We start from the raw sequence: 18,937 nt of genomic DNA on the forward strand, positions 1-18,937 counted from the left end.
GCATCGGGCGCAGGCCCGCGCCATATTTCTGGCCTGTTCCGCATTGAAGATGCAGTGTTATAGTCGCATATAACAGCCGCAAGGAGATAGCATGGCCAGCACCGCGCCCACCACGACCGCAACATCCTCCGGCGATCCGTTCAGCCTGACCCCACCCGACCCGGTGCCGGTCGTCAGCGCCGAGAGGGCCGCCGGGCTGGTGCCGATCGACGAGGGCAAAAAGTCCAAGCTGGACGAGAAGGTCGATGCGTTCATCGACGATCTGGTGGCGCAGGACGCCAATTCGCCGGCATTTGGCGCACGGGTCGATCAGCTGACCAATATGGGGCGCAAGGAAATTGCGGAGGCAGCGGGCCACTCCAACCGCTTTCTCGACCGGCCCGTGCGCGCGATGGACAGCGACAGCAAGGTCGGCGCGGACCTGGCCGAACTGCGCCGCACGGTCGAGGATCTGGACCCCGGCAAGCGCGGCAGCCTGACCAGCCGCAAAAAACTGTTCGGGATCATCCCGTTCGGCAACAAGATGCGCGACTATTTCGACGGCTATAAGAGCGCGCAGAGCCACATCAATTCCATCCTGGGATCGCTGGCCAGCGGCAAGGACACGCTGATCAAGGATAATGCCGCGATCGATGTCGAGCGGCAGAATATGTGGGCGACGATGGGTCGCCTCGAACAGATGATCCATATCAGCAAGACCATGGACGCGCGGCTGGAGGCCAAGGCGCTGGAGCTGGATTCGACCGACCCGACCAAGGCGAAGGCGATCCGCGAGAGCGCGCTGTTCTACATTCGCCAGCGCACGCAGGATTTGCTGACCCAGATGGCGGTCACGGTGCAGGGCTATCTCGCGCTCGATCTGGTGAAGAAGAATAATGTCGAGCTGGTCAAGGGCGTGGACCGCGCGTCCACCACCACGGTCGCGGCGCTGCGCACGGCGGTGACGGTGGCGCAGGCGCTGGTCGGGCAAAGGCTGGTGCTGGAGCAGATCACCGCGCTCAACACCACGACCGCAAACATGATCGATTCAACCGGCGAATTGCTGAAAAGCCAGACCGCGCAGATTCACGAGCAGGCCGCGTCGAGCACGATCCCGATCGAGACGTTGCAGCGCGCGTTCCAGAACATCTACGACACGATGGACAATATCGACAGCTTCAAGTTGAAAGCGCTGGAGAATATGAAAACCACGGTGACCACGCTGTCGAACGAGGTCGAAAAGTCCAAGGGCTATATCGCGCGGGCCGAAGGGCAGGCGCAGGCGTCGAAAGAGGCGCGCGCGGACAATCCCTTGTTGAGCGCGATCGAAGGGTGAGGATGCGTATGACGCCCCCTCCCCCGTTCGGTTCGCGCTGGTCGAAAACTGTTGCGTCAGGGTTCTCGACACGCTCGAACCGAACGGATGTGGGCGAACATATGATGAGGTGGTCGTTGTGAGCCGTTCCGATCGCGTGCTGGCCGATGCCGAGGCGGTGCTGCGGCGTCATAGCGAGCGCGGGCAGAGCCTGACCGCGCGGGCGCGGCAGCGGCGTAATGCGGGGCTGATCCGCAAGGTCAAATATGCCTTCTGGGCTGTGCTGGCGGTGATATTGGGCAGCGCAGTTGCGGGCTTTGTCGTGCCGCTTGGGACGACCGGCATCATGATCGCGCTGGGCGTGATGATCGCGGCTTTGCTGCTGATCGGCCTGTTGCCGACGGAAACCCGCGTGCGGACCGAGGCGCTGGCGGAAACGCCGCTTACCGCCCTGCCGCTCCAGACCGAAATCTGGCTGGAGAATCAGCGCAAGGCGCTGCCTGCCCCGGCGGTGACGCTGGTGGACAGCATCGGCGTGAGGCTGGAGATATTGGCGCCGCAGCTGGAGCGGCTGGGACCGCAGGACCCCGCCGCGCTGGAGGTGCGCCGCCTGCTGGCCGACCATCTACCCGAACTGGTGACCGGCTATCAATCGATCCCGCAGCCGTTGCGGCGCGAGGAACGCAATGGCCGGGTGCCGGAAAAGCAGCTGGTCGAGGGGCTGGCCGTCATCGACGCGGAAATCGGGCGGATGAGCGAGAATCTGGCCAGTGGCGATCTGGACAAGCTGGCGACGCAGAACCGCTTTCTGGAACTGAAATATCAGGAGGCGAAGGAATTGGGGCAATAGCCCCGTCCTTCCCAGATGATCCACCTCACCCTCATCATCGTCGATTTTTTGACCGGGCTGCTGGCGGCGGGCGCATGGGCGCTAGCGTCTGCTGGCGGGGCGATCGCGGCGGTGGTCGGCGGCGGGGTGCTGGGCGTATCGTTGTTCCGGCGCTGGCGGCGCAAGGGTTAATCCCCGCGCACGACCTGCTGCACCATGGCGTCGGACAGGGCTATGTCGAAATGCAGGCCAAAGCGTTTGGCCCGGACCCACACGACATGGGCCATGGCCACAATCCCTTCCGCCTCTATCCTGACGCGATCACCCGCTTGCGGAGGATGATCGCAATGGGCGAGCGCGCCCGTTGTCGACAGGTCCAATATATGCGCGCGCAGCGGCGTACCGCGCAGGCGCAGCACCACCGGCTCGAACATCTTGTGACGTGCGGCGATGCGCGGTTTAGGCCCAAGCGGGGCGAGCGAAGCATGGTCGGTCATGATTGGAATCTCCCCGACATCTTCATATTGCAACAGCGAACAACAGCCAATCACCAGAAAGGATCAGGGTGGTGTTAACCCTGATTTTCGCTGCGGAAGGTGCAGGGGATGATGCTGGCCGGGTCTGGCCGTGCAGCGATACGGCGGAAGCGGGCGAGATAGCCGCCTGCGGTCGGCTTGGGGATGACCTCTTCCAGCCGGAAGCCCATCGCCGCCAGTTCGCAGGCGAGCAGGCGCGGCGGCGTGCCATGCTGCTGCGTCGGACGGTTGGCATCGACCACGATCAGTTCGCCATCCTTTTTCAACGCGGGGCTGAGATGCCAGAGGAAAGCGTATGGCTCGGCAATCTCATGATACATATGGACCATTAATATGCGGTCGAAGCTGTTGACCGGTAGGCGCGGATCTTCCGGCGCACCCAGCTTGACGCTGACATTGTCCAGTTTTTCGCGCGTGATGCGACGCGACAAGGCCTCGATCACTTCGGGCATGATATCCTCGGCCAATACTCGCCCGCTTTTGCCGACGCGGGTGGCGAGGCGCACGGTATAATAGCCCTCACCCGCGCCAATGTCCGCCACGGTCATGCCAGGATGGATGCCGGCGCGGTCCATGATATCCTCCGCCTCATTCACCCGGTCGCGCGCCTCCTCGCTCGACCAGCGGGTCGATACGATCGGGGCGACCGGACGGTGCGCGAGCGGGAAAGGCACAGCGGCGGGCGCGCGCTCCGCTTCGTTACCAGGCGACAGGCGATCGCAGGCGGCCAGCAAGGCAAGGACGCCCGCCAGAGCCACCCGCCATGGCATCAGTCGACATCCTCGACATCGACGCTTTCGCCGGTGACCTTCTGGCTCAAGGCAGCGGCCATGAACGGATCGAGTGCGCCGTCCAGCACATCGTCGGGCGCAGTCGAGGTGACGCCGGTGCGCAGATCTTTCACCAACTGATAGGGTTGCAGCACATAGGAACGGATCTGGTGACCCCAGCCAATCTCCGTCTTGGCCGCATATTCGCCTGCGGTCACGGCTTCGCGCTTGGCCAGTTCCGCTTCGTAGAGCCGGGCCTTGAGCATGTTCATCGCGGTGGCGCGGTTCTTATGCTGCGACCGGTCATTCTGTGAAGCGACGATGATGCCCGACGGAACGTGGGTGATGCGGACGGCCGAATCAGTCGTGTTGACATGCTGCCCGCCCGCGCCCGATGCGCGGTAGGTGTCGATCTTGAGGTCGCTTTCCTTGACCTCGATATCGATGTCATCGTCGATTACGGGATAGACCCAGACCGACGAGAAGCTGGTATGACGGCGCGCCGCGCTGTCATAGGGGCTGATGCGGACCAGGCGATGGACGCCGCTTTCGGTCTTGGCATAGCCATAGGCATTTTCGCCCTTGATCAGGAAGGTGGCGGACTTGATGCCTGCCTGATCGCCTGCCTGATAATCGACCAGTTCGACCTTATAGCCGCGCCGTTCGGCCCAGCGGCGATACATGCGGCTGAGGATTTCGGCCCAGTCCTGACTTTCCGTGCCGCCAGCCCCGGCGTGGATTTCCAGATAGGTATCGCTGCCATCGGCCTCGCCCGACAGCAACGCCTTGATCTTGTCCTCGTCCGCGCGGTCGGCCAGTGCCTTCAGGGCGGCAATGGCTTCGGACACCATCTCCTCGTCGCCCTCGGCCTCGGCCATTTCGATGAGTTCGGCGGTGTCGGACTTTTCTGAGGCGATCGCACGGGTCGCGCCGATCGCGCTGTCCAGCCGGGTCCGCTCCCGCATGACCTCCTGCGCCAGCTTTGCATTGTCCCACAGCGTGGGGTCCTCGACGCGCGCGTTCAGCTCGTCGAGGCGGCGCAGCGCGCGGTCCCAGTCGAGCGACTGGCGCAGCAGCGCCAGCGCGGCGTCGATGCGATCAATATATTGCAGCGCTTCGGCGCGCATGGGTGGTCTCCGGGTATTGGCTGGCGTGTTAACGCATCAAGCGACCGCCCCTATCCGAGGGCGGCGGATTTGGGAAGATCAATCCTCCCCTGACAGGGCAGGGCTATCACAGATGGAATGCTGCCCACCTTAACTTCGTCATGCTGAACTTGTTTCAGCATCCATTTCTCGTTTCGAACGACAGCTTTTGGGGCGCAATGGATCCTGAAACAAGTTCAGCATGACGATTTTGGAGGGCAAGTGATCGTATCTGAAAGCCCGGCCTCGACCGGGGATGAGCGTGTTTAGCCTCAATAAATCCCGCCCTGATCGGACAGGAAATCGCTGTCGGTGCGCGCTCTGGTTCGGGCGGCGGCGCGGGTGGCGGCGACTTTGGCCTGTTCCTCGGCCTCTTCCTTGCGGATGGTGCGGCGGGGTTCGGATTCGGGTTTGAAGGCTTCCCAGATCACCGCGGCCTTAGGTTCGCTGGTCGGCCAGGCGCCATAGACGCGCTTGCCTGACCGCCGGTCGATCGCGACCATGCGGATGCCCGCAGGGGCGACGAAGGGTGTCTTTGGCATGGTTTCCAATATGGGGGCCATCGCCGCCTTCCAGATCGGCGCGGCGATGCGGCCGCCCTGCGCCCAGCCGCCAAGGCTGCGCGGCTGATCGTAACCGATATAAACGCCCGCGACGAGATCGGGCGATCCGCCGACGAACCACACATTGGTCGGGCCGTTGGTGGTGCCGGTCTTGCCGAACAGCGGACGCTTGAGATCGGCCAGCACAGTCGCGGTGCCGCGCTGGACCACGCCTTCGGTGATGTGGACGACCTGATAGGCGGTCATCGGGTTCATTACCTGCTTGCCCTCAAAGCCGAAGCGCGGCATCGGCTTGCCATCCCAATTGGCCATGTTGCAGCCATCGCAGGCGCGCCAGCGTTCGGGCCAGATCACCTTGCCACGCCGGTCCTGGACATAATCCATCACCCGCGAGGGGAATTGCCGACCCTGATTGGCGAGCGTCGCATAGGCGTTGACCATGCGTTCGACCGTAGTTTCGCCAGCCCCCAGAGCGAAGGAGAGATAGGGCTGATAATCGCCGATCCCCATGCCCTTGATGGTGCGGACGACCCGCTCCATCCCGGTCTGGCTGGCAGCCCGCACTGTCATCAGGTTGCGCGACTGCTCGACGCCCCAGCGCATCGTCTGCGGCCCGGCGCTGCCGCCGGAGAAGTTGCGAAAGCATTTCTGACCCAGGCCCGCGCCCTGATAGACGCACAAAGGCCCATCGACGATGATCGAGGCCGGGGTCATGCCGCCGTCGAGCGCGGCGGCATAGACGAACGGCTTGATGGTGGAGCCGGGCTGGCGCAGGGCCTGGGTGGCACGGTTGTAGCTGGAGAGGCGCGAATCAAAGCCGCCCTGCATCGCACGGATGCGGCCCGAATGGACTTCTTCCACGACCATGCCGCCCGATACTTCGGGGATGGAGCGCAGCGCCCAGCTTCCCCCGTTGCGCGCGACGACGATCAGGTCGCCCGGCTTCATCGCGGAAAAGGCAGGGCCGCCGGTCTTGCGATAGGGGGTCTGCGCGGCGCTGGCGGGGAGCGTGCCGGTGCTGCCGTCAGAAAAGCCAAGCTGCGCGTCGGTCGATGTGCGGCTGATGATCACGGCGACGCGCCATTGTGCATAATCAACATCGATATAGCTGGCGGCCAGTTCCCGCTCCCAGCCATTGTCGATGTTGAGATGGCCAACCGGCCCGGACCAACCACGCCCGGCATCAAAGCTGAGCAGGCCGCCGCGCAGGGCGTTTTGCGTGCTTTCCTGCACCACCGGATCATAGGGGCTGCGCACCCACAGGCCACCGGCATAGATGCTGTTGGGACCATCGCTCGCCTTTTCCCCGAACAGGGCGATCAGGCGGCGGCGCACCTCTTCCATATAATAGCCGCCTGCGCGCGCATCAAAGCCGGAGCCGTGCATCGCGACGGTCCCAAGCGGCTGCGCCATCGCGGCGTCACGCTGGCCGGGCGTGATCCAGTTGTTCTTGACCATCTCGCCGAGCGCCCAGTTGCGCCGGTCGATCGCGCGGGCATGGCCGGTCGGGCTTTCGGGGCGATAATTGGCCGGCCCCTTTGGCAGGATCGACAGATAGGCCATTTCGTGGAGTTGGAGGTCGGCCACATCCTTATCGAAATAGGCGCGCGCGGCGGCCTGAACCCCATAGGCGTTACGGCCCAGGAATATCTGGTTGAGATAGAGTTCGAGGATCTGCTGCTTGGTCAGGACATTTTCCATACGCCAGGCCAGGATCATCTCCTTCACCTTGCGCGTGGGCGAATATTCATCGCCGATCAGCAGATTCTTGGCGACCTGTTGCGTGATGGTGGAGCCGCCACGCGCACGCTGGCCGGAGCCAAGCTTGCTGGCATAATCGACCACGGCCCCTGCAAAACCGGGGAAATCGACGCCATGATGGTCGAAGAACGTCTTGTCCTCCGCCGCCAGATAGGCGTGGATCAATTGCGGGGGGTAATCGCTAAATTGCAGCTGGACGCGCCGTTCGCGGGCATAGCTGTGGACCGGCTGGCCATTGATATCGCGCACGATGGTGGGCAACGGCGGCTCATATTCCAGCAAGGTCGCCGCGTCCGGCAGGCCGCGCGCGAAGATCAGCCAGAAGAGCGCGCAAAAGAGCAGGAAGCCACCCAGCAGGATGGACGCCCAGCGAAACAGGCGGCGCTGCCAGAGCGGGCGCAGACGGTCCAGCACGCCGCCAGCGTCGCGGCGCAGGCGATAGGCGAAGGACGATGCGGGCGGATTGGAACGGGCCTCTTCCATGACGGATCAGGCTCTAAGGTCAAAAAGCCTGTAGCGCCAGTGGGGATCGTTGATGCTCCTCCGGCCTCGCCTGCCCTCCCCTGCAAGGTAGAGGATTATATATGACCTTTCGCACCCTCTCCACGTCATGCTGAATTTATTTCAGCATCCATTGCTCGTCCCAAGCGGCGGCTCGTGGGGGACGATGGATGCTGAAACAAGTTCAGCATGACGAACTATGATAGGGCGTGTCCATACGCGACAGCCCCGCCCCCGGCGGGGCCGATTTGGCGTGATCAGCCCCCCGCCGTACCCCCATGCATCGCCAGCTTGCGGGCGAAATGGACCTCTATCGCGCGGGCGACGCCGCGGGCGATTTTCTGCTGGCCTTCGCGCGAGGCGAGGAAGGCGGCGTCGTCGGCATTGCTGATATAGCCCGTCTCGAAGAGGACCGAGGGCGTGTCGGGTGCTTTCAACACCATCAGCGAGGCGAAGCGGTGATAGGCGCTGCGGAACGGGACATAGGGCGATGCCTCGCGCTGGAGCAGGCGGGCGAAACTGGCAGAGATATTCATCGATTCGCGCTGGGTCAGGTCGATGAGGATCGAGGAGACGTCGCCCGACTGGCCGCCAAGGTTCACGCCATTGATGATGTCGGCCTTGTTTTCCCGCGCCGCCAGCCGTGCCGCTTCGCGGTCGGATGCGGTTTCGGACAAGGTATAGACGGTCGCGCCATGGGCTTCGGCATTTTCCGCTGCGTCGGCATGGACCGAGATGAACAGGTCGGCCCCCAGCTTGCGGGCGATGCCATAGCGTTCCTGCAACACGAGATATTTGTCATCGTCGCGGGTCAGCGCCACGCGGACGCGGCCGGACTTGACCAGCTGGTCACGGATCGCCTGGGCAATGGCGAGCGTCACATCCTTTTCGCGCTTGCCATTTTCCTTGTTGATCGCGCCCGGATCATGGCCGCCATGGCCCGCATCGATCACGATCAGCGGACGGGCACCGTCACGCGCGCCTTCGACGGGCGGCAGCGCGACGCCACGCGCCATCGACGGGATCGGCACGGTGATGGAATGGAGCCGCTTTTGCGGCCGGGCGCTCATATTGGCGGGCGCGTCGAAGCTGGTGCGACCCCGGCCCACTGCGGTGCGAAACGCGCTGTCAGTGGTGCCCTTGAGCGAGAAGCTCAGCGATTTGCCGTCGGGCGCGATCTGTGCGTCGCCCAGCGTCGCCGGGCTGGAGAGGTCTAGGACGACGCGGGCGGTGCCTTCGCTCAACTGGCCCTGTCGCACGGCGGCGATCGCGCCATTGCCGGGGGCAAACTGACCGCGCCCCACCTGCGCGCCGCTAATGTCGAGCGCGATCCGGCGTGGCGTGTCGAGCAGGAAGGCGGACGCGCCATCGACCCGATCGTCGAAACGCACGATGACGCGATCGTCGCGCACGTCGACGGCATAGATGCCGCCAGCGCTGCCGGGCGCTGCCATCGTCAGGGTGCTTGCAAGGGCAAGGCTCTGCAACATGCGCCGTTTGTGCATCGCATCGATGCGGGCCGTCCAGCCAAATGTCATGCGCTTATCCGTTCAGCGTCCCCACGCTAAACCCGGGATTAAGCACAGCCTGTTGTGGCTCCGTAAAATGAGAGGGTTAATATGATTTTCAGCAAGAAGGGGGATAAGAGCGGTGCTGGAAATACTGGCGGCATAATATTTCAGGCAGCCGTTGCCCCGTGGGTCTTTGACTGCTACCCATTCACATTCCCGCAAGACTTGCCTGTTTCATGGCGGCGATGCGGGGCATCAAGAGAGGCATCGGCGCGCACTCTGCGCGCCAAAGGATGCCAGTAACAGGTTGACGCTGCATGAGGCATGAATTCCATTCCACGCTTGCCCCGGTAACGGGCGATGCGGCGTGGATGGTCCGGCCCGGCGATTTGTCCGGCCCTGCCGACGCAGCAGACACGCAACATTTCCTTCAAACCTGGATGACGCCGCAACCCGCGCCCCTTTCGGCGCGCGCGTGGTCGTCCCTTCACTATCGCGTGGCGGCGCGGCCTTGTGCCGCAGCCCGTCCACGCCGGAGACTATTACATGACAATGCGTATGCTGATCGATGCGCGCCACCGGGAAGAAACCCGTGTCGCGGTCGTCAAGGGTAACCGGATCGAGGAATTCGACTTCGAGTCCGCTGAGCACAAGCAGCTCAAGGGCAATATCTATCTGGCCAAGGTAACGCGGGTCGAACCCTCGTTGCAGGCCGCCTTCGTCGATTATGGCGGCAACCGCCACGGCTTCCTCGCTTTTAGCGAAATCCATCCCGACTATTATCAGATCCCGCGTGAGGACCGCGAAGCGCTGTTGCGCGAAGAACGCGCCCATGCCGAGGAAGAGGCCGCGCTGCGCGCCGATTTCGACGATGATGATATGGACGATGGCGAAGGCAGCGTCGAAACCGTCGAGGCGACCCATCATCATGATGATGAAGATGGCCATGACGAGCAGGATGGCGGCGAACCGGCAGAAGGCGGCGAGACCGAGGGCAATGGCGGACGCGGCAATGGTCGCGGGCGTGGCCGTGGCCGGGGTGGCGATGATGCCGCCGACGAACTGCGCCGCAAGCGCATGGCGCTGCGCCGTCGTTACAAGATCCAGGACGTCATCAAGCGCCGCCAGGTGCTGCTGGTCCAGGTCGTCAAGGAAGAACGCGGCAACAAGGGCGCGGCGCTGACCAGCTATTTGTCGCTGGCCGGTCGTTACTGCGTGTTGATGCCCAACACGTCGCATGGCGGCGGCATTTCGCGCAAGATCAGCAATGCGGCGGACCGCAAGCGGTTGAAGTCGATCATCGCCGACATGGCCCTGCCTTCGTCTATGGGCTGCATCGTGCGTACCGCCGGCCTGCAACGCACCAAGGTCGAGATCAAGCGCGACTTCGACTATCTCGCCCGGCTGTGGGACGAGATTCGCGAAAATACGATGAAGTCGGCAGCGCCTGCGCTGATCCATAATGACAGCGACCTGATCAAGCGGGCGATCCGCGATATCTACAATAAGGATATCGAGGAAGTGATCGTCGAGGGCGAGCATGGCTACAAGGCCGCCAAGGACTTCATGCGCCTGCTGATGCCCAGCCATGCGCGCAAGGTGAAGGGCTATGCCGACGCGGTGTCGCTGTTCCAGCGCGCGGGCGTCGAGGATCAGCTGGCCGCCATGTACAACCCGGTGGTGCAGCTGAAATCGGGCGGCTATCTGGTCATCAACCCGACCGAGGCTCTGGTGTCGATCGACATCAACTCCGGCCGCTCGACCCGTGAACATGGTATCGAACAGACGGCGGTTGCGACCAATCTGGAAGCCGCGCGCGAGATTGCACGCCAGTTGCGCCTGCGCGACATGGCGGGCCTGGTCGTCATCGACTTTATCGACATGGAGGTGAACTCCAACATCCGTAAGGTCGAGAAGGCGATGAAGGACGCGCTGAAGGACGATCGCGCCCGCATCCAGGTCGGCCGGATTTCGGGCTTTGGCCTGATGGAAATGAGCCGCCAGCGCCTGCGCACGGGCGTGCTGGAAGCATCGACCCGCCAATGTCCGCATTGCGAAGGCACGGGTCTGGTCCGCACCGCGTCGTCGGCTGGCTTGTCCGCGCTGCGAATGCTGGAAGAGGAAGCGGCGCGTGGTCGCGGCAACGTCATCACGCTGCGCGCAAGCCAGGAAGCGGCCTTCTACGTCCTCAACAACAAGCGTCGCGAACTGGACGAAATCGAGCAGCGCTATGGCGTCAGCATCGTCGTCCTGCCCGATGGCGAGGTTGAAGGCGCGCGCATGTCGGTCGAGCCGAGCGGCCCGCGCCCCGAACGGGTCGTGACCTATGCGCCGATGGATCAGGATGACGACGATCTCGACCTGATCGAGGAGGAAGAGGAAGAAGAAGAGGCGCAGGCCGAGGACGAGGAAGAGGTCGTTGCCGAGCGTGAGCCGCGTGGCGAGCGCGCCGAGCAGGGCGACCGGGGCGAGGATCGCGATGGCAATCGCCGACGCCGTCGCCGTCGTCGCCGTCGTGGCGGCCAGCGAGATGAAAATCGCGTCGAGAGTGAAGCCGGGGAAGAAGCCGAAACTGGGGCTGAAGCCGCGGATGCCGACGAAGGCACCGCCGAGGACGACGAAGTCACTGCAACCACCGCCGAGACCGAGGAAGAGGGCGCCGCCCGTCGTCGTGGCCGTCGTGGTCGCCGTGGCGGTCGTCGTCGTCGCGAGGGTGGTGAAAATACTGCCGAAGCCGGTGCGGAAACCGTGGATGCCGAATCGGTTACCGAGGACGCGCCCGTGGTCGAGGACGCCACTGTTGAGGAGGCTCCCGCCGAGGAAGCCCCCAAGACGCGCCGTCGTCCCCGCGCCCGCAAGCCCAAGGCGGACAGCGCGCCGCTGACCGAAGCGATTGCTGAGGAAGCGCCGGTTGAGGTCGCAGTCGAGGCCCCTGCCGAGGTCGTGGCCGAGGCAGCACCCGCCAAGCCCCGCCGTGGTCGTCGCACCAAGGCGCAGATCGAGGCGGATGCTGCTGCAGCGGAAGCCGTCGTCGAAGCGCCGGTGGCGGAAGAAGCGCCTGCCAAGCCCAAGCGCACCCGGCGCAAGAAGGCTGACGTCGCGGTAGAAGCAGAAGCGGCACCCGCTGTCGAAGCCCCTGCTGCGGCTGAGGAAGCGCCTGCCGCCGAGACAGTGGCAGCGGAAAGCGAAGCCGAAGGCGTCAATGACGATGGCACGCCGCGTCGCGGCTGGTGGCAGCGTACCTTCGGTCAATAAAGACCGGCTCGCTCGCTGATGAAACAACGCCGCTGCTCGTCCGGTCATATCCGGTGCGCAGCGGCGTTTTTCGTTTGGGCCGACGCTTCACCGGCGGTTCATGGCCTGCATGGCAGTGGCGGCACGTGATGGTCCGACTGTTCCGATGGCTTGCCCTGCTGATGGGCGCGTTCATGCTGATGGCGCGCCCGGCGCTGGCGCAGAGCATCTTGCGCGATGCCGAGACCGAGGCCTTCATGGCCGACATGTCCGCGCCTTTGGTCAAGGCGGCGGGGATGGACCCGCGCAATGTCCAGGTGCTGGTGATCAACGATCCCGAAATCAACGCCTTTGTCGCTGGCGGCCAATATGTGTGGGTGCATAGCGGGCTGATCGCGCAGGCCGACAATGTGAACCAGTTGCAGGGCGTGGTCGCACATGAACTGGGCCATATCGAAGGCGGCCATGTCGTCCGTTTTGGCGAGGGGATTCGCGAGGCGACGGGCGTCACGCTGCTGAGCCTGGTGCTGGGTGCCGCCGCCATCGCGGCGGGCGGCGCGGAAGCGGGCATGGGCATCATGGGGCTGGGCCAGCAAGCTGCGATGAGCAAATTCCTCGCTTTCTCGCGCGGGCAGGAAAGCTCCGCCGATCTGGCCGGTGCGCGCTATCTGAGCGCGGCGGGCGTCAGTGGCCGGGGCAGCCTGGAATTTTTCAAGAAGCTGCAAAATCAGGAATATCGTCTCGCGATCCCGCAGGACAATAGTTATGGCCGCACCCATCCGCTGTCGGGTGAGCGGATCAATGTGCTGCGCGAGGTCTATACGGTTGACCCCGCATGGGACAAGCCGGTCGACCGGGCGCTGGAGCAACGGTTCGAGCGGATCAAGGCCAAGCTGGTCGGCTTCGTATCCGAACCGACCCAGACGTTGCAGAAATATCCCGAAAGCGACCAGTCGATCCCGGCCCATTATGCCAGAGCCTATGCCTGGCACAAAAGCGCCTATCCGCAGCGCGCCCTTTATGAGGCCGAAGCGCTGTTGGCGGCAGCACCGGACGATCCCTATTTTCTGGAGCTCAAGGGGCAGATATTGCTCGAAAGCGGCCGCCCCAGGGACGCGGTTGCGCCGCTGCGCGAAGCGGTGCGGCTCACCAACCAGCCGCTGATTTCGGTGCTGCTGGCCCATGCGCTGATCGCGACCGAGGATGAGGCGAATTTTGCCGAGGCCGAGCAGGTGCTGCGGCTGGCGGTGGCGCGCGACCGGGAAAATCCCTTCGCATGGTATCAACTGGGCGTCGTCTATGAACGGCGCGGCGATACGCCCCGCGCGGCGCTGGCGACGGCGGAACGCTATGCGATGATCGGCGAACATCCGATGGCGCTGCGCAGCGCCGACGCGGCGATGCAGGGGCTGAAACCGGGCACGGTTGACTATCTGCGGGCGCAGGATATCGCCATGGTATCGCGCGCCGCGATCGAGCAGCAGCGGAAGAAACGATAAGATGACGCAGCAAAACCGGCCGACATTCCGCGCGGCCCTTTCCAACAGGATGATCCAGATGACCCTTGGCGCTTTCGCCTTTATCGCGGCGGCCGCCGGGACCGCATTGGCCGTGCAGGCTCCCGCTGGCGTGACTGCCACGGACAAGAGCGCGATCGAAAAGATCGTTCACGACTATATTCTTGAGCATCCTGAGATCATCCCGCAGGCGATCGAGAAATTGCAGGCCAAGCGGATGTCGGGGACGATTTCCGACAATCGCGGGGCGCTGGAAAAACCCTATGCCGGGGCGTGGGAAGGCGCGGCCAATGCCGACGTCACGGTGGTCGAATTTTTCGACTATGCCTGCGGCTATTGCCGCGCGTCGCTGCCCGATCTTGCCAAGCTGGTCGGGTCGGACGCGAAGGTGAAGGTCGTGTATCGCGAATTGCCGATCCTGTCGGAAGAAAGCAGCGACGCGGCCAAAGTATCACTGCTGGCGGCCGAGCGTGGCCAATATATGGCCTATCACAAGGCGCTCTATGGCGCGGGCAAGGTGACGCGCGATACGATCGTCGCGGCGGCGGCAAAGGCGGGGATCAGCAAGGCTGACGCGGAAGCCGCGATCACATCGAGCAAATATGACGCCGAAATCCAGTCCAACATCGCGCTTGCCCAGAAATTGCAGGCAAGCGGCACGCCGACCTTCGTGATTGGCCACCAAGTGCTGAACGGCGCGGTCGGCTTCGACGCGCTAAAGAGCGGCGTCGCGGCGGCGCGGGGGAAGTAATCCCGTCTCCGTTCGGTTCGAGCCTGTCGAGAACCGCCCGCAAAGGGGTCTTGAAAGGCTCGAACCGAATGGATGCTGGATGGCTTCGCCCCATTGACTTCCCCCCCCTATTTGCCTATCGGACGCCCCCTGAACATGCGGCCGCTGCTTTGGCGGCCCTTTTTTGTCACGCCCGATTCTCTAGTTGTTTTTTGAGGAATGAACGATGAAGCGCACTTTTCAGCCGAGCAATCTGGTTCGGAAGCGCCGTCACGGTTATCGCGCCCGCATGGCGACCCCCGGCGGCCGCAACATCATCCGCGCCCGTCGTGCGCGCGGCCGCAAGAGCCTGAGCGCCTGATCGAAGGGCCGCCTTCGGCTGCGCCTGCCATCATGGGCAAGCGGGCCGATTTCCTGGCGGCCAATCGCGGCAAGCGCGCACCCATGCCGGGATTCGTCCTGCTGGTGCGCGAACGCGACGATGGCGATCCGGCGATGCGCTTTGGCATCACGGTCACAAAAAAGATTGGCGGCGCCGTCATCCGTAACCGGATGAAGCGCCGCTTTCGCGTTCTCGCACGCGAATCGTTGCCGCTGCATGGCTATGCCGGTGCCGATCATGTGCTGATTGGCCGTGACGGTGGCAAGGAACGCGATTTCGCCCTGCTGCGCACCGAACTGGAAAAGGCGTTGCGCAAGATTGCGCGCGCCCAGCCCGGTGATGCGCCGCCGCGCAATGGGGCGCGTGCCGGTCATGGCCGGGGCAAGGGGAAGGTCGGCAAATGATTGCCCGCCTCCTTATCCTGATCGCGCGCTTCTGGCAGATCGGCCCTTCGCGCATCCTGCCCCCTTCCTGCCGCTATGCTCCGTCCTGCTCCGAATATGCGATCCAAGCGGTGCGCAAATATGGCGCGATCAAGGGTAGCTGGTTGACGGGTAAGCGGCTAATGCGATGCCACCCATGGGGCGGTTCGGGCTATGATCCGGTCCCCTGACACAGATATAAGACGGCGGAGCCGAACAACGTGGACGACAAGAAGAATATCATTCTGGCGGTGCTGCTGACCGCGGCGATCCTGTTCGGCTGGCCCTATGTCTCGACCTATTTCTTCCCGGCGGCCAATCCGCCCGCAACGAAGATCGAGGGGGGCAAGACGACAGCGGTCGCCAACCCCGCAGCGGACCCCGCCGCCGACAGCGTGACCGCGATTCGCGACCGGGCGCTGGTTCTGAAGGAAAGCCCGCGCATCCCCATTCGCACGCCCAAGCTGGACGGGTCGATCAACCTGAAGGGCGCGCGCATCGATGACATCGTGCTGCCGACCTATAGCGAGACGATCGCCAAGGATTCGCCCGCCGTACGGCTCTACAGCCCCGCTGGCACACAGGACGCCTATTTCGCCGGTTTCGGCTGGCAGGGCGAAGGGCTGAAAACGCCGAACAAGGACACAGTCTGGACCGCGCAGGGCGGCGAACTGACCCCGACCAGCCCCGTTACGCTGAGCTGGAATAATGGCGCTGGCCAGACGTTCGAGATCCGCCTGAGCGTCGATGAAAATTACATGATCTCCGCCGCGCAAAAAGTGTCGAACAGCGGCGCTGGCGCGGTGGGCGTGAAGCCCTATGGCTATATCAGCCGCAGCAGCATTCCCAAGGACCCCGATACCTGGACCATCCATATCGGCCCGATGGGCGTGTTCAACAATGCGGCCAATTATGATGTGAACTACAAGGATCTGGACGAAGGTCCGTCCACCCGCGATTTCCAGTCCAAGGGCGGCTGGATCGGCTTTACCGACAAATATTGGTTGTCGGCGCTGGTGCCGGGCAAGGATGCCGATGTCGCGGCGCAATTCCGTAAAGGCGCTGGCATCCAATATCAGGCCGATGTCGCGCTCGATTCGACGATGCTGGCACCGGGCAAGGCGGTCACGCAGACGCTGCGCCTGTTCGTCGGGGCCAAGGAGGTCAAGACGCTCCAGGCCTATGAGCGTGACGGCGTCAAGCTGTTCGATCGCGCGATCGACTGGGGCTGGTTCTACTGGTTCGAGCAGCCGATTTTCGCCCTGCTCCACTGGCTGTTCGAGACGCTGGGCAATTTCGGCGTGGCCATCATCTGCCTGACCTTCGTGGTGCGCGGCCTGATGTTCCCGGTCGCCCAGCGCCAGTTCGCCAGCATGGCGGCGATGCGCGCGGTGCAGCCCAAGATGAAGGCGCTGCAGGAGAAGTATAAGGACGACAAGCCCAAGCTCCAGCAGGAGATGATGGCGCTGTACAAGACGGAGAAGGTCAATCCGCTGGCCGGATGCCTGCCCATCTTCATCCAGATTCCGATCTTCTTCGCGCTCTACAAGGTGCTGATGCTGACGATCGAAATGCGGCACCAGCCGTTCGTGCTGTGGATCAAGGATCTGTCCGCGCCCGATCCGCTGCATATCCTGAACCTGTTTGGCCTGCTGCCCTTCACCCCGCCATCCTTCCTGGCGATCGGCGTGCTGGCAGTGCTGCTGGGCATTTCGATGTGGTTGCAGTTCAAGCTGAACCCCGCGCAGATGGACCCGATGCAGCAGCAGATCTTCTCGATCATGCCGTGGATGATGATGTTCATCATGGCGCCGTTCGCGGCGGGTCTGCTGGTGTACTGGATCACCAACAACTGCCTGTCGATGGCGCAACAATGGTGGCTGTACCGCAAACATCCCGTGCTGAACGCGGCGGTCGCGAAGTAGACAGGCCAAATCTAAAAGTCCCCGTTCGTGCTGAGTAGGGACTGAGCGAAGTCGAAGGCCCGTATCGAAGCATCGCGCGGCCTTCGGCCCTTCGATACGCCGCTTCGACTTCACCACCGGTGAAGTTTATCCTGAGCGCCTGCTGCAAGCAGGCAGTCGAAGGGCTCAGCGGCTACTCAGGGCGAACGGAGATATATATGAGCGAACAAGACCACACCGACCTGACGGAAGAAGCGCGCAAGACCTTTTCCGGGCCGATCACCTTCCTGAAATCCGCGCCTACGCTGGAATTTCTGCCCGACATGGCGGTCAACGAAGTGGCGTTTGCGGGCCGGTCCAATGTCGGCAAATCATCGCTGCTCAACGCGCTGACCAACCGCAACAATCTGGCGCGCACGTCGAACACGCCGGGGCGGACGCAGGAATTGAATTTCTTTGACGTGGGCGATCCGCTGCGCTTCCGCCTGGTCGACATGCCGGGCTATGGCTATGCCAAGGCTCCCAAGGATGTGGTGCGCAAATGGAAGTTCCTGGTGAACGACTATCTGCGCGGCCGCGCGGCCTTGAAGCGGGCGCTGGTGCTGATCGACAGCCGCCACGGCATCAAGGAGGTCGATACCGACATGCTGGACATGCTGGACGGCGCGGCGGTGAGCTATCGCATCATCCTGACCAAGGCGGACAAGATCAAGGCGAGCGAACTGGCCGCCGTGACCGACCAGACCGCGCAAGCGATCCGCAAGCGTCCCGCCGCCCATCCCGAGATCATCGCCACGTCCAGCGAGAAAGGCATGGGCATTCCCGAACTTCGCGCGGCCGTGCTGGAAGCGGTGACGATCGGATAAAAGGTCCACGCAAAGAATTTTCTCCTGCGAGGCAGGGCTATTGCGTATGGCTTTCCGTTATCCACAAACGTCATGCTGAACTTGTTTCAGCATCCATCATGCCCCAAAAGCGGTTGTTCGTGACGAGAAATGGATCCTGAAACAAGTTCAGGATGACGATGAAGGACGGGACAGTTTCATATTCGATAGCCCTGCTCACAACGGGAAGATGCCTGGACAGTCTCGATCGAACTGCATTTAGGAATTGACCATGGCCGACGACGATTATGTCTATGACGAAGCGACCGGCGAGTGGATCAGCGCCGCCGATGCGTTGCAGGCCGACAGTGAGCCGAACAATGTCGAAGTGCGCGATTCGGTTGGCAATGTACTGGCCGATGGCGATCAGGTGACGTTGATCAAGGATCTGACGGTCAAGGGCGCGGGCCAGACGCTGAAGCGCGGAACGCTGATCAAGTCGATCCGGCTGACCGGAGACGCGCAGGAGATCGACTGCAAGTTTGACGGGATCAAGGGGCTGGTGCTGCGCGCCGAATTTGTGCGTAAGCGGTGATCGAGAGCCGCGCCCGCAGAATCGCGCGATGGGTGCTGGCGCTGGCCTATCTGGTCGCGGGGGTCGCGCATTTGCGGTCGCCTGGTGGCTTCATCGCGATTACGCCGGGCTGGGTGCCCTACCCTGTCACGGTGATTTTCCTGACGGGGCTGGCCGAGATTGCGGGTGCGGTCGGGCTGATGGTGCCGGGGTTGCGCAGGGCGGCGGGCGTTGGTCTGGCGCTCTATGCGCTGTGCGTGTGGCCTGCCAATATCAACCATGCTGTCCATGATATAGCGATTGGTGGCGTGCATCTGGGCTGGGCCTATCATGGCCCGCGCCTGGCATTGCAGCCGCTGATCATCTGGTGGGCACTGTGGGCGGCCCATGTCATCGACTGGCCCTTTGCCCGGCGCGATTAGCCAGCGATTGTCTTTCCG

General features: G+C 63.3%; 18 protein-coding genes. 13 read left to right on the top strand and 5 right to left on the bottom strand.

The window, feature by feature from the left end; all coding sequences use genetic code 11:
• The first annotated feature begins 91 nt into the window (after positions 1–91).
• The 3 genes from KRZ98_RS22300 to KRZ98_RS22310 all read left to right on the top strand — a co-directional run bounded on the left by KRZ98_RS22300 (position 92) and on the right by KRZ98_RS22310 (position 2,315).
• On the top strand, positions 92–1,315 hold the full coding sequence (locus KRZ98_RS22300) for a toxic anion resistance protein (RefSeq protein ID WP_217675383.1): 1,224 nt from the start codon (positions 92–94) through the stop codon (positions 1,313–1,315).
• A gap of 118 nt (positions 1,316–1,433) precedes the next feature.
• Positions 1,434–2,144 (top strand): hypothetical protein, encoded by a 711-nt coding sequence (locus KRZ98_RS22305; protein ID WP_217675384.1) that lies wholly within the window; start codon positions 1,434–1,436, stop codon positions 2,142–2,144.
• A 15-nt stretch (positions 2,145–2,159) separates the two neighbouring features.
• Positions 2,160–2,315 carry a hypothetical protein gene (locus KRZ98_RS22310; RefSeq protein WP_006951571.1) on the top strand — a complete coding sequence of 52 codons (156 nt, stop codon included), beginning with the start codon at positions 2,160–2,162 and terminating at the stop codon, positions 2,313–2,315.
• Here the strand turns inward: KRZ98_RS22310 and KRZ98_RS22315 are convergent.
• The 5 genes from KRZ98_RS22315 to KRZ98_RS22335 all read right to left on the bottom strand — a co-directional run bounded on the left by KRZ98_RS22315 (position 2,312) and on the right by KRZ98_RS22335 (position 8,937).
• Entirely contained in the window at positions 2,312–2,620 is a 309-nt protein-coding gene (locus KRZ98_RS22315) for a PilZ domain-containing protein (RefSeq protein ID WP_217675385.1), read from the bottom strand. The two genes, KRZ98_RS22310 and KRZ98_RS22315, sit on opposite strands and share 4 nt — an antisense overlap.
• Positions 2,621–2,694: 74 nt before the next feature.
• Positions 2,695–3,429, bottom strand: coding sequence for a class I SAM-dependent methyltransferase (locus KRZ98_RS22320; RefSeq protein ID WP_217675386.1), 735 nt, complete (start codon positions 3,427–3,429; stop codon positions 2,695–2,697).
• Positions 3,429–4,556, bottom strand: coding sequence for a peptide chain release factor 2 (gene prfB, locus KRZ98_RS22325; protein ID WP_119744800.1), 1,128 nt, complete (start codon positions 4,554–4,556; stop codon positions 3,429–3,431). Before prfB ends, KRZ98_RS22320 begins: the two co-directional genes overlap by 1 nt.
• 290 nt (positions 4,557–4,846) lie before the next feature.
• Entirely contained in the window at positions 4,847–7,381 is a 2,535-nt protein-coding gene (locus KRZ98_RS22330; protein WP_217675387.1) for a penicillin-binding protein 1A, read from the bottom strand.
• A 275-nt stretch (positions 7,382–7,656) separates the two neighbouring features.
• Positions 7,657–8,937 carry an N-acetylmuramoyl-L-alanine amidase gene (locus KRZ98_RS22335; RefSeq protein ID WP_217675388.1) on the bottom strand — a complete coding sequence of 427 codons (1,281 nt, stop codon included), beginning with the start codon at positions 8,935–8,937 and terminating at the stop codon, positions 7,657–7,659.
• Between the two features lie 519 nt (positions 8,938–9,456).
• Here KRZ98_RS22335 and KRZ98_RS22340 point away from each other — a divergent pair.
• The 10 genes from KRZ98_RS22340 to KRZ98_RS22385 all read left to right on the top strand — a co-directional run bounded on the left by KRZ98_RS22340 (position 9,457) and on the right by KRZ98_RS22385 (position 18,919).
• Complete coding sequence (locus tag KRZ98_RS22340; RefSeq protein WP_217675389.1) at positions 9,457–12,165, top strand: ribonuclease E/G; 2,709 nt, start codon at positions 9,457–9,459, stop codon at positions 12,163–12,165.
• 128 nt (positions 12,166–12,293) lie between these two features.
• Entirely contained in the window at positions 12,294–13,643 is a 1,350-nt protein-coding gene (locus KRZ98_RS22345) for a M48 family metalloprotease (protein ID WP_217675390.1), read from the top strand.
• A gap of 1 nt (position 13,644) precedes the next feature.
• Positions 13,645–14,412, top strand: a complete 768-nt coding sequence (locus KRZ98_RS22350; RefSeq protein WP_217675391.1) for a DsbA family protein — start codon at positions 13,645–13,647, stop codon at positions 14,410–14,412.
• Between the two features lie 205 nt (positions 14,413–14,617).
• Positions 14,618–14,752, top strand: a complete 135-nt coding sequence (gene rpmH / locus KRZ98_RS22355) for a 50S ribosomal protein L34 (RefSeq protein ID WP_006959075.1) — start codon at positions 14,618–14,620, stop codon at positions 14,750–14,752.
• A gap of 32 nt (positions 14,753–14,784) precedes the next feature.
• Positions 14,785–15,177 (top strand): ribonuclease P protein component, encoded by a 393-nt coding sequence (rnpA, locus tag KRZ98_RS22360; RefSeq protein WP_217675392.1) that lies wholly within the window; start codon positions 14,785–14,787, stop codon positions 15,175–15,177.
• Entirely contained in the window at positions 15,174–15,386 is a 213-nt protein-coding gene (gene yidD / locus KRZ98_RS22365) for a membrane protein insertion efficiency factor YidD (protein ID WP_217675393.1), read from the top strand. The genes rnpA and yidD overlap by 4 nt, the downstream gene beginning before the upstream one ends.
• A gap of 30 nt (positions 15,387–15,416) precedes the next feature.
• Entirely contained in the window at positions 15,417–17,120 is a 1,704-nt protein-coding gene (yidC, locus tag KRZ98_RS22370; RefSeq protein ID WP_217675394.1) for a membrane protein insertase YidC, read from the top strand.
• 197 nt (positions 17,121–17,317) lie between these two features.
• Entirely contained in the window at positions 17,318–17,965 is a 648-nt protein-coding gene (gene yihA, locus KRZ98_RS22375) for a ribosome biogenesis GTP-binding protein YihA/YsxC (RefSeq protein WP_217675395.1), read from the top strand.
• A gap of 250 nt (positions 17,966–18,215) precedes the next feature.
• Complete coding sequence (locus KRZ98_RS22380; RefSeq protein ID WP_217675396.1) at positions 18,216–18,518, top strand: alkylphosphonate utilization protein; 303 nt, start codon at positions 18,216–18,218, stop codon at positions 18,516–18,518.
• Complete coding sequence (locus KRZ98_RS22385; protein ID WP_368389863.1) at positions 18,515–18,919, top strand: DoxX family protein; 405 nt, start codon at positions 18,515–18,517, stop codon at positions 18,917–18,919. Before KRZ98_RS22380 ends, KRZ98_RS22385 begins: the two co-directional genes overlap by 4 nt.
• The last annotated feature ends 18 nt before the right edge of the window (positions 18,920–18,937 follow it).

The organism is Sphingobium sp. AS12 (assembly GCF_019097845.1).
In the GTDB taxonomy this organism is placed as follows: domain Bacteria; phylum Pseudomonadota; class Alphaproteobacteria; order Sphingomonadales; family Sphingomonadaceae; genus Sphingobium.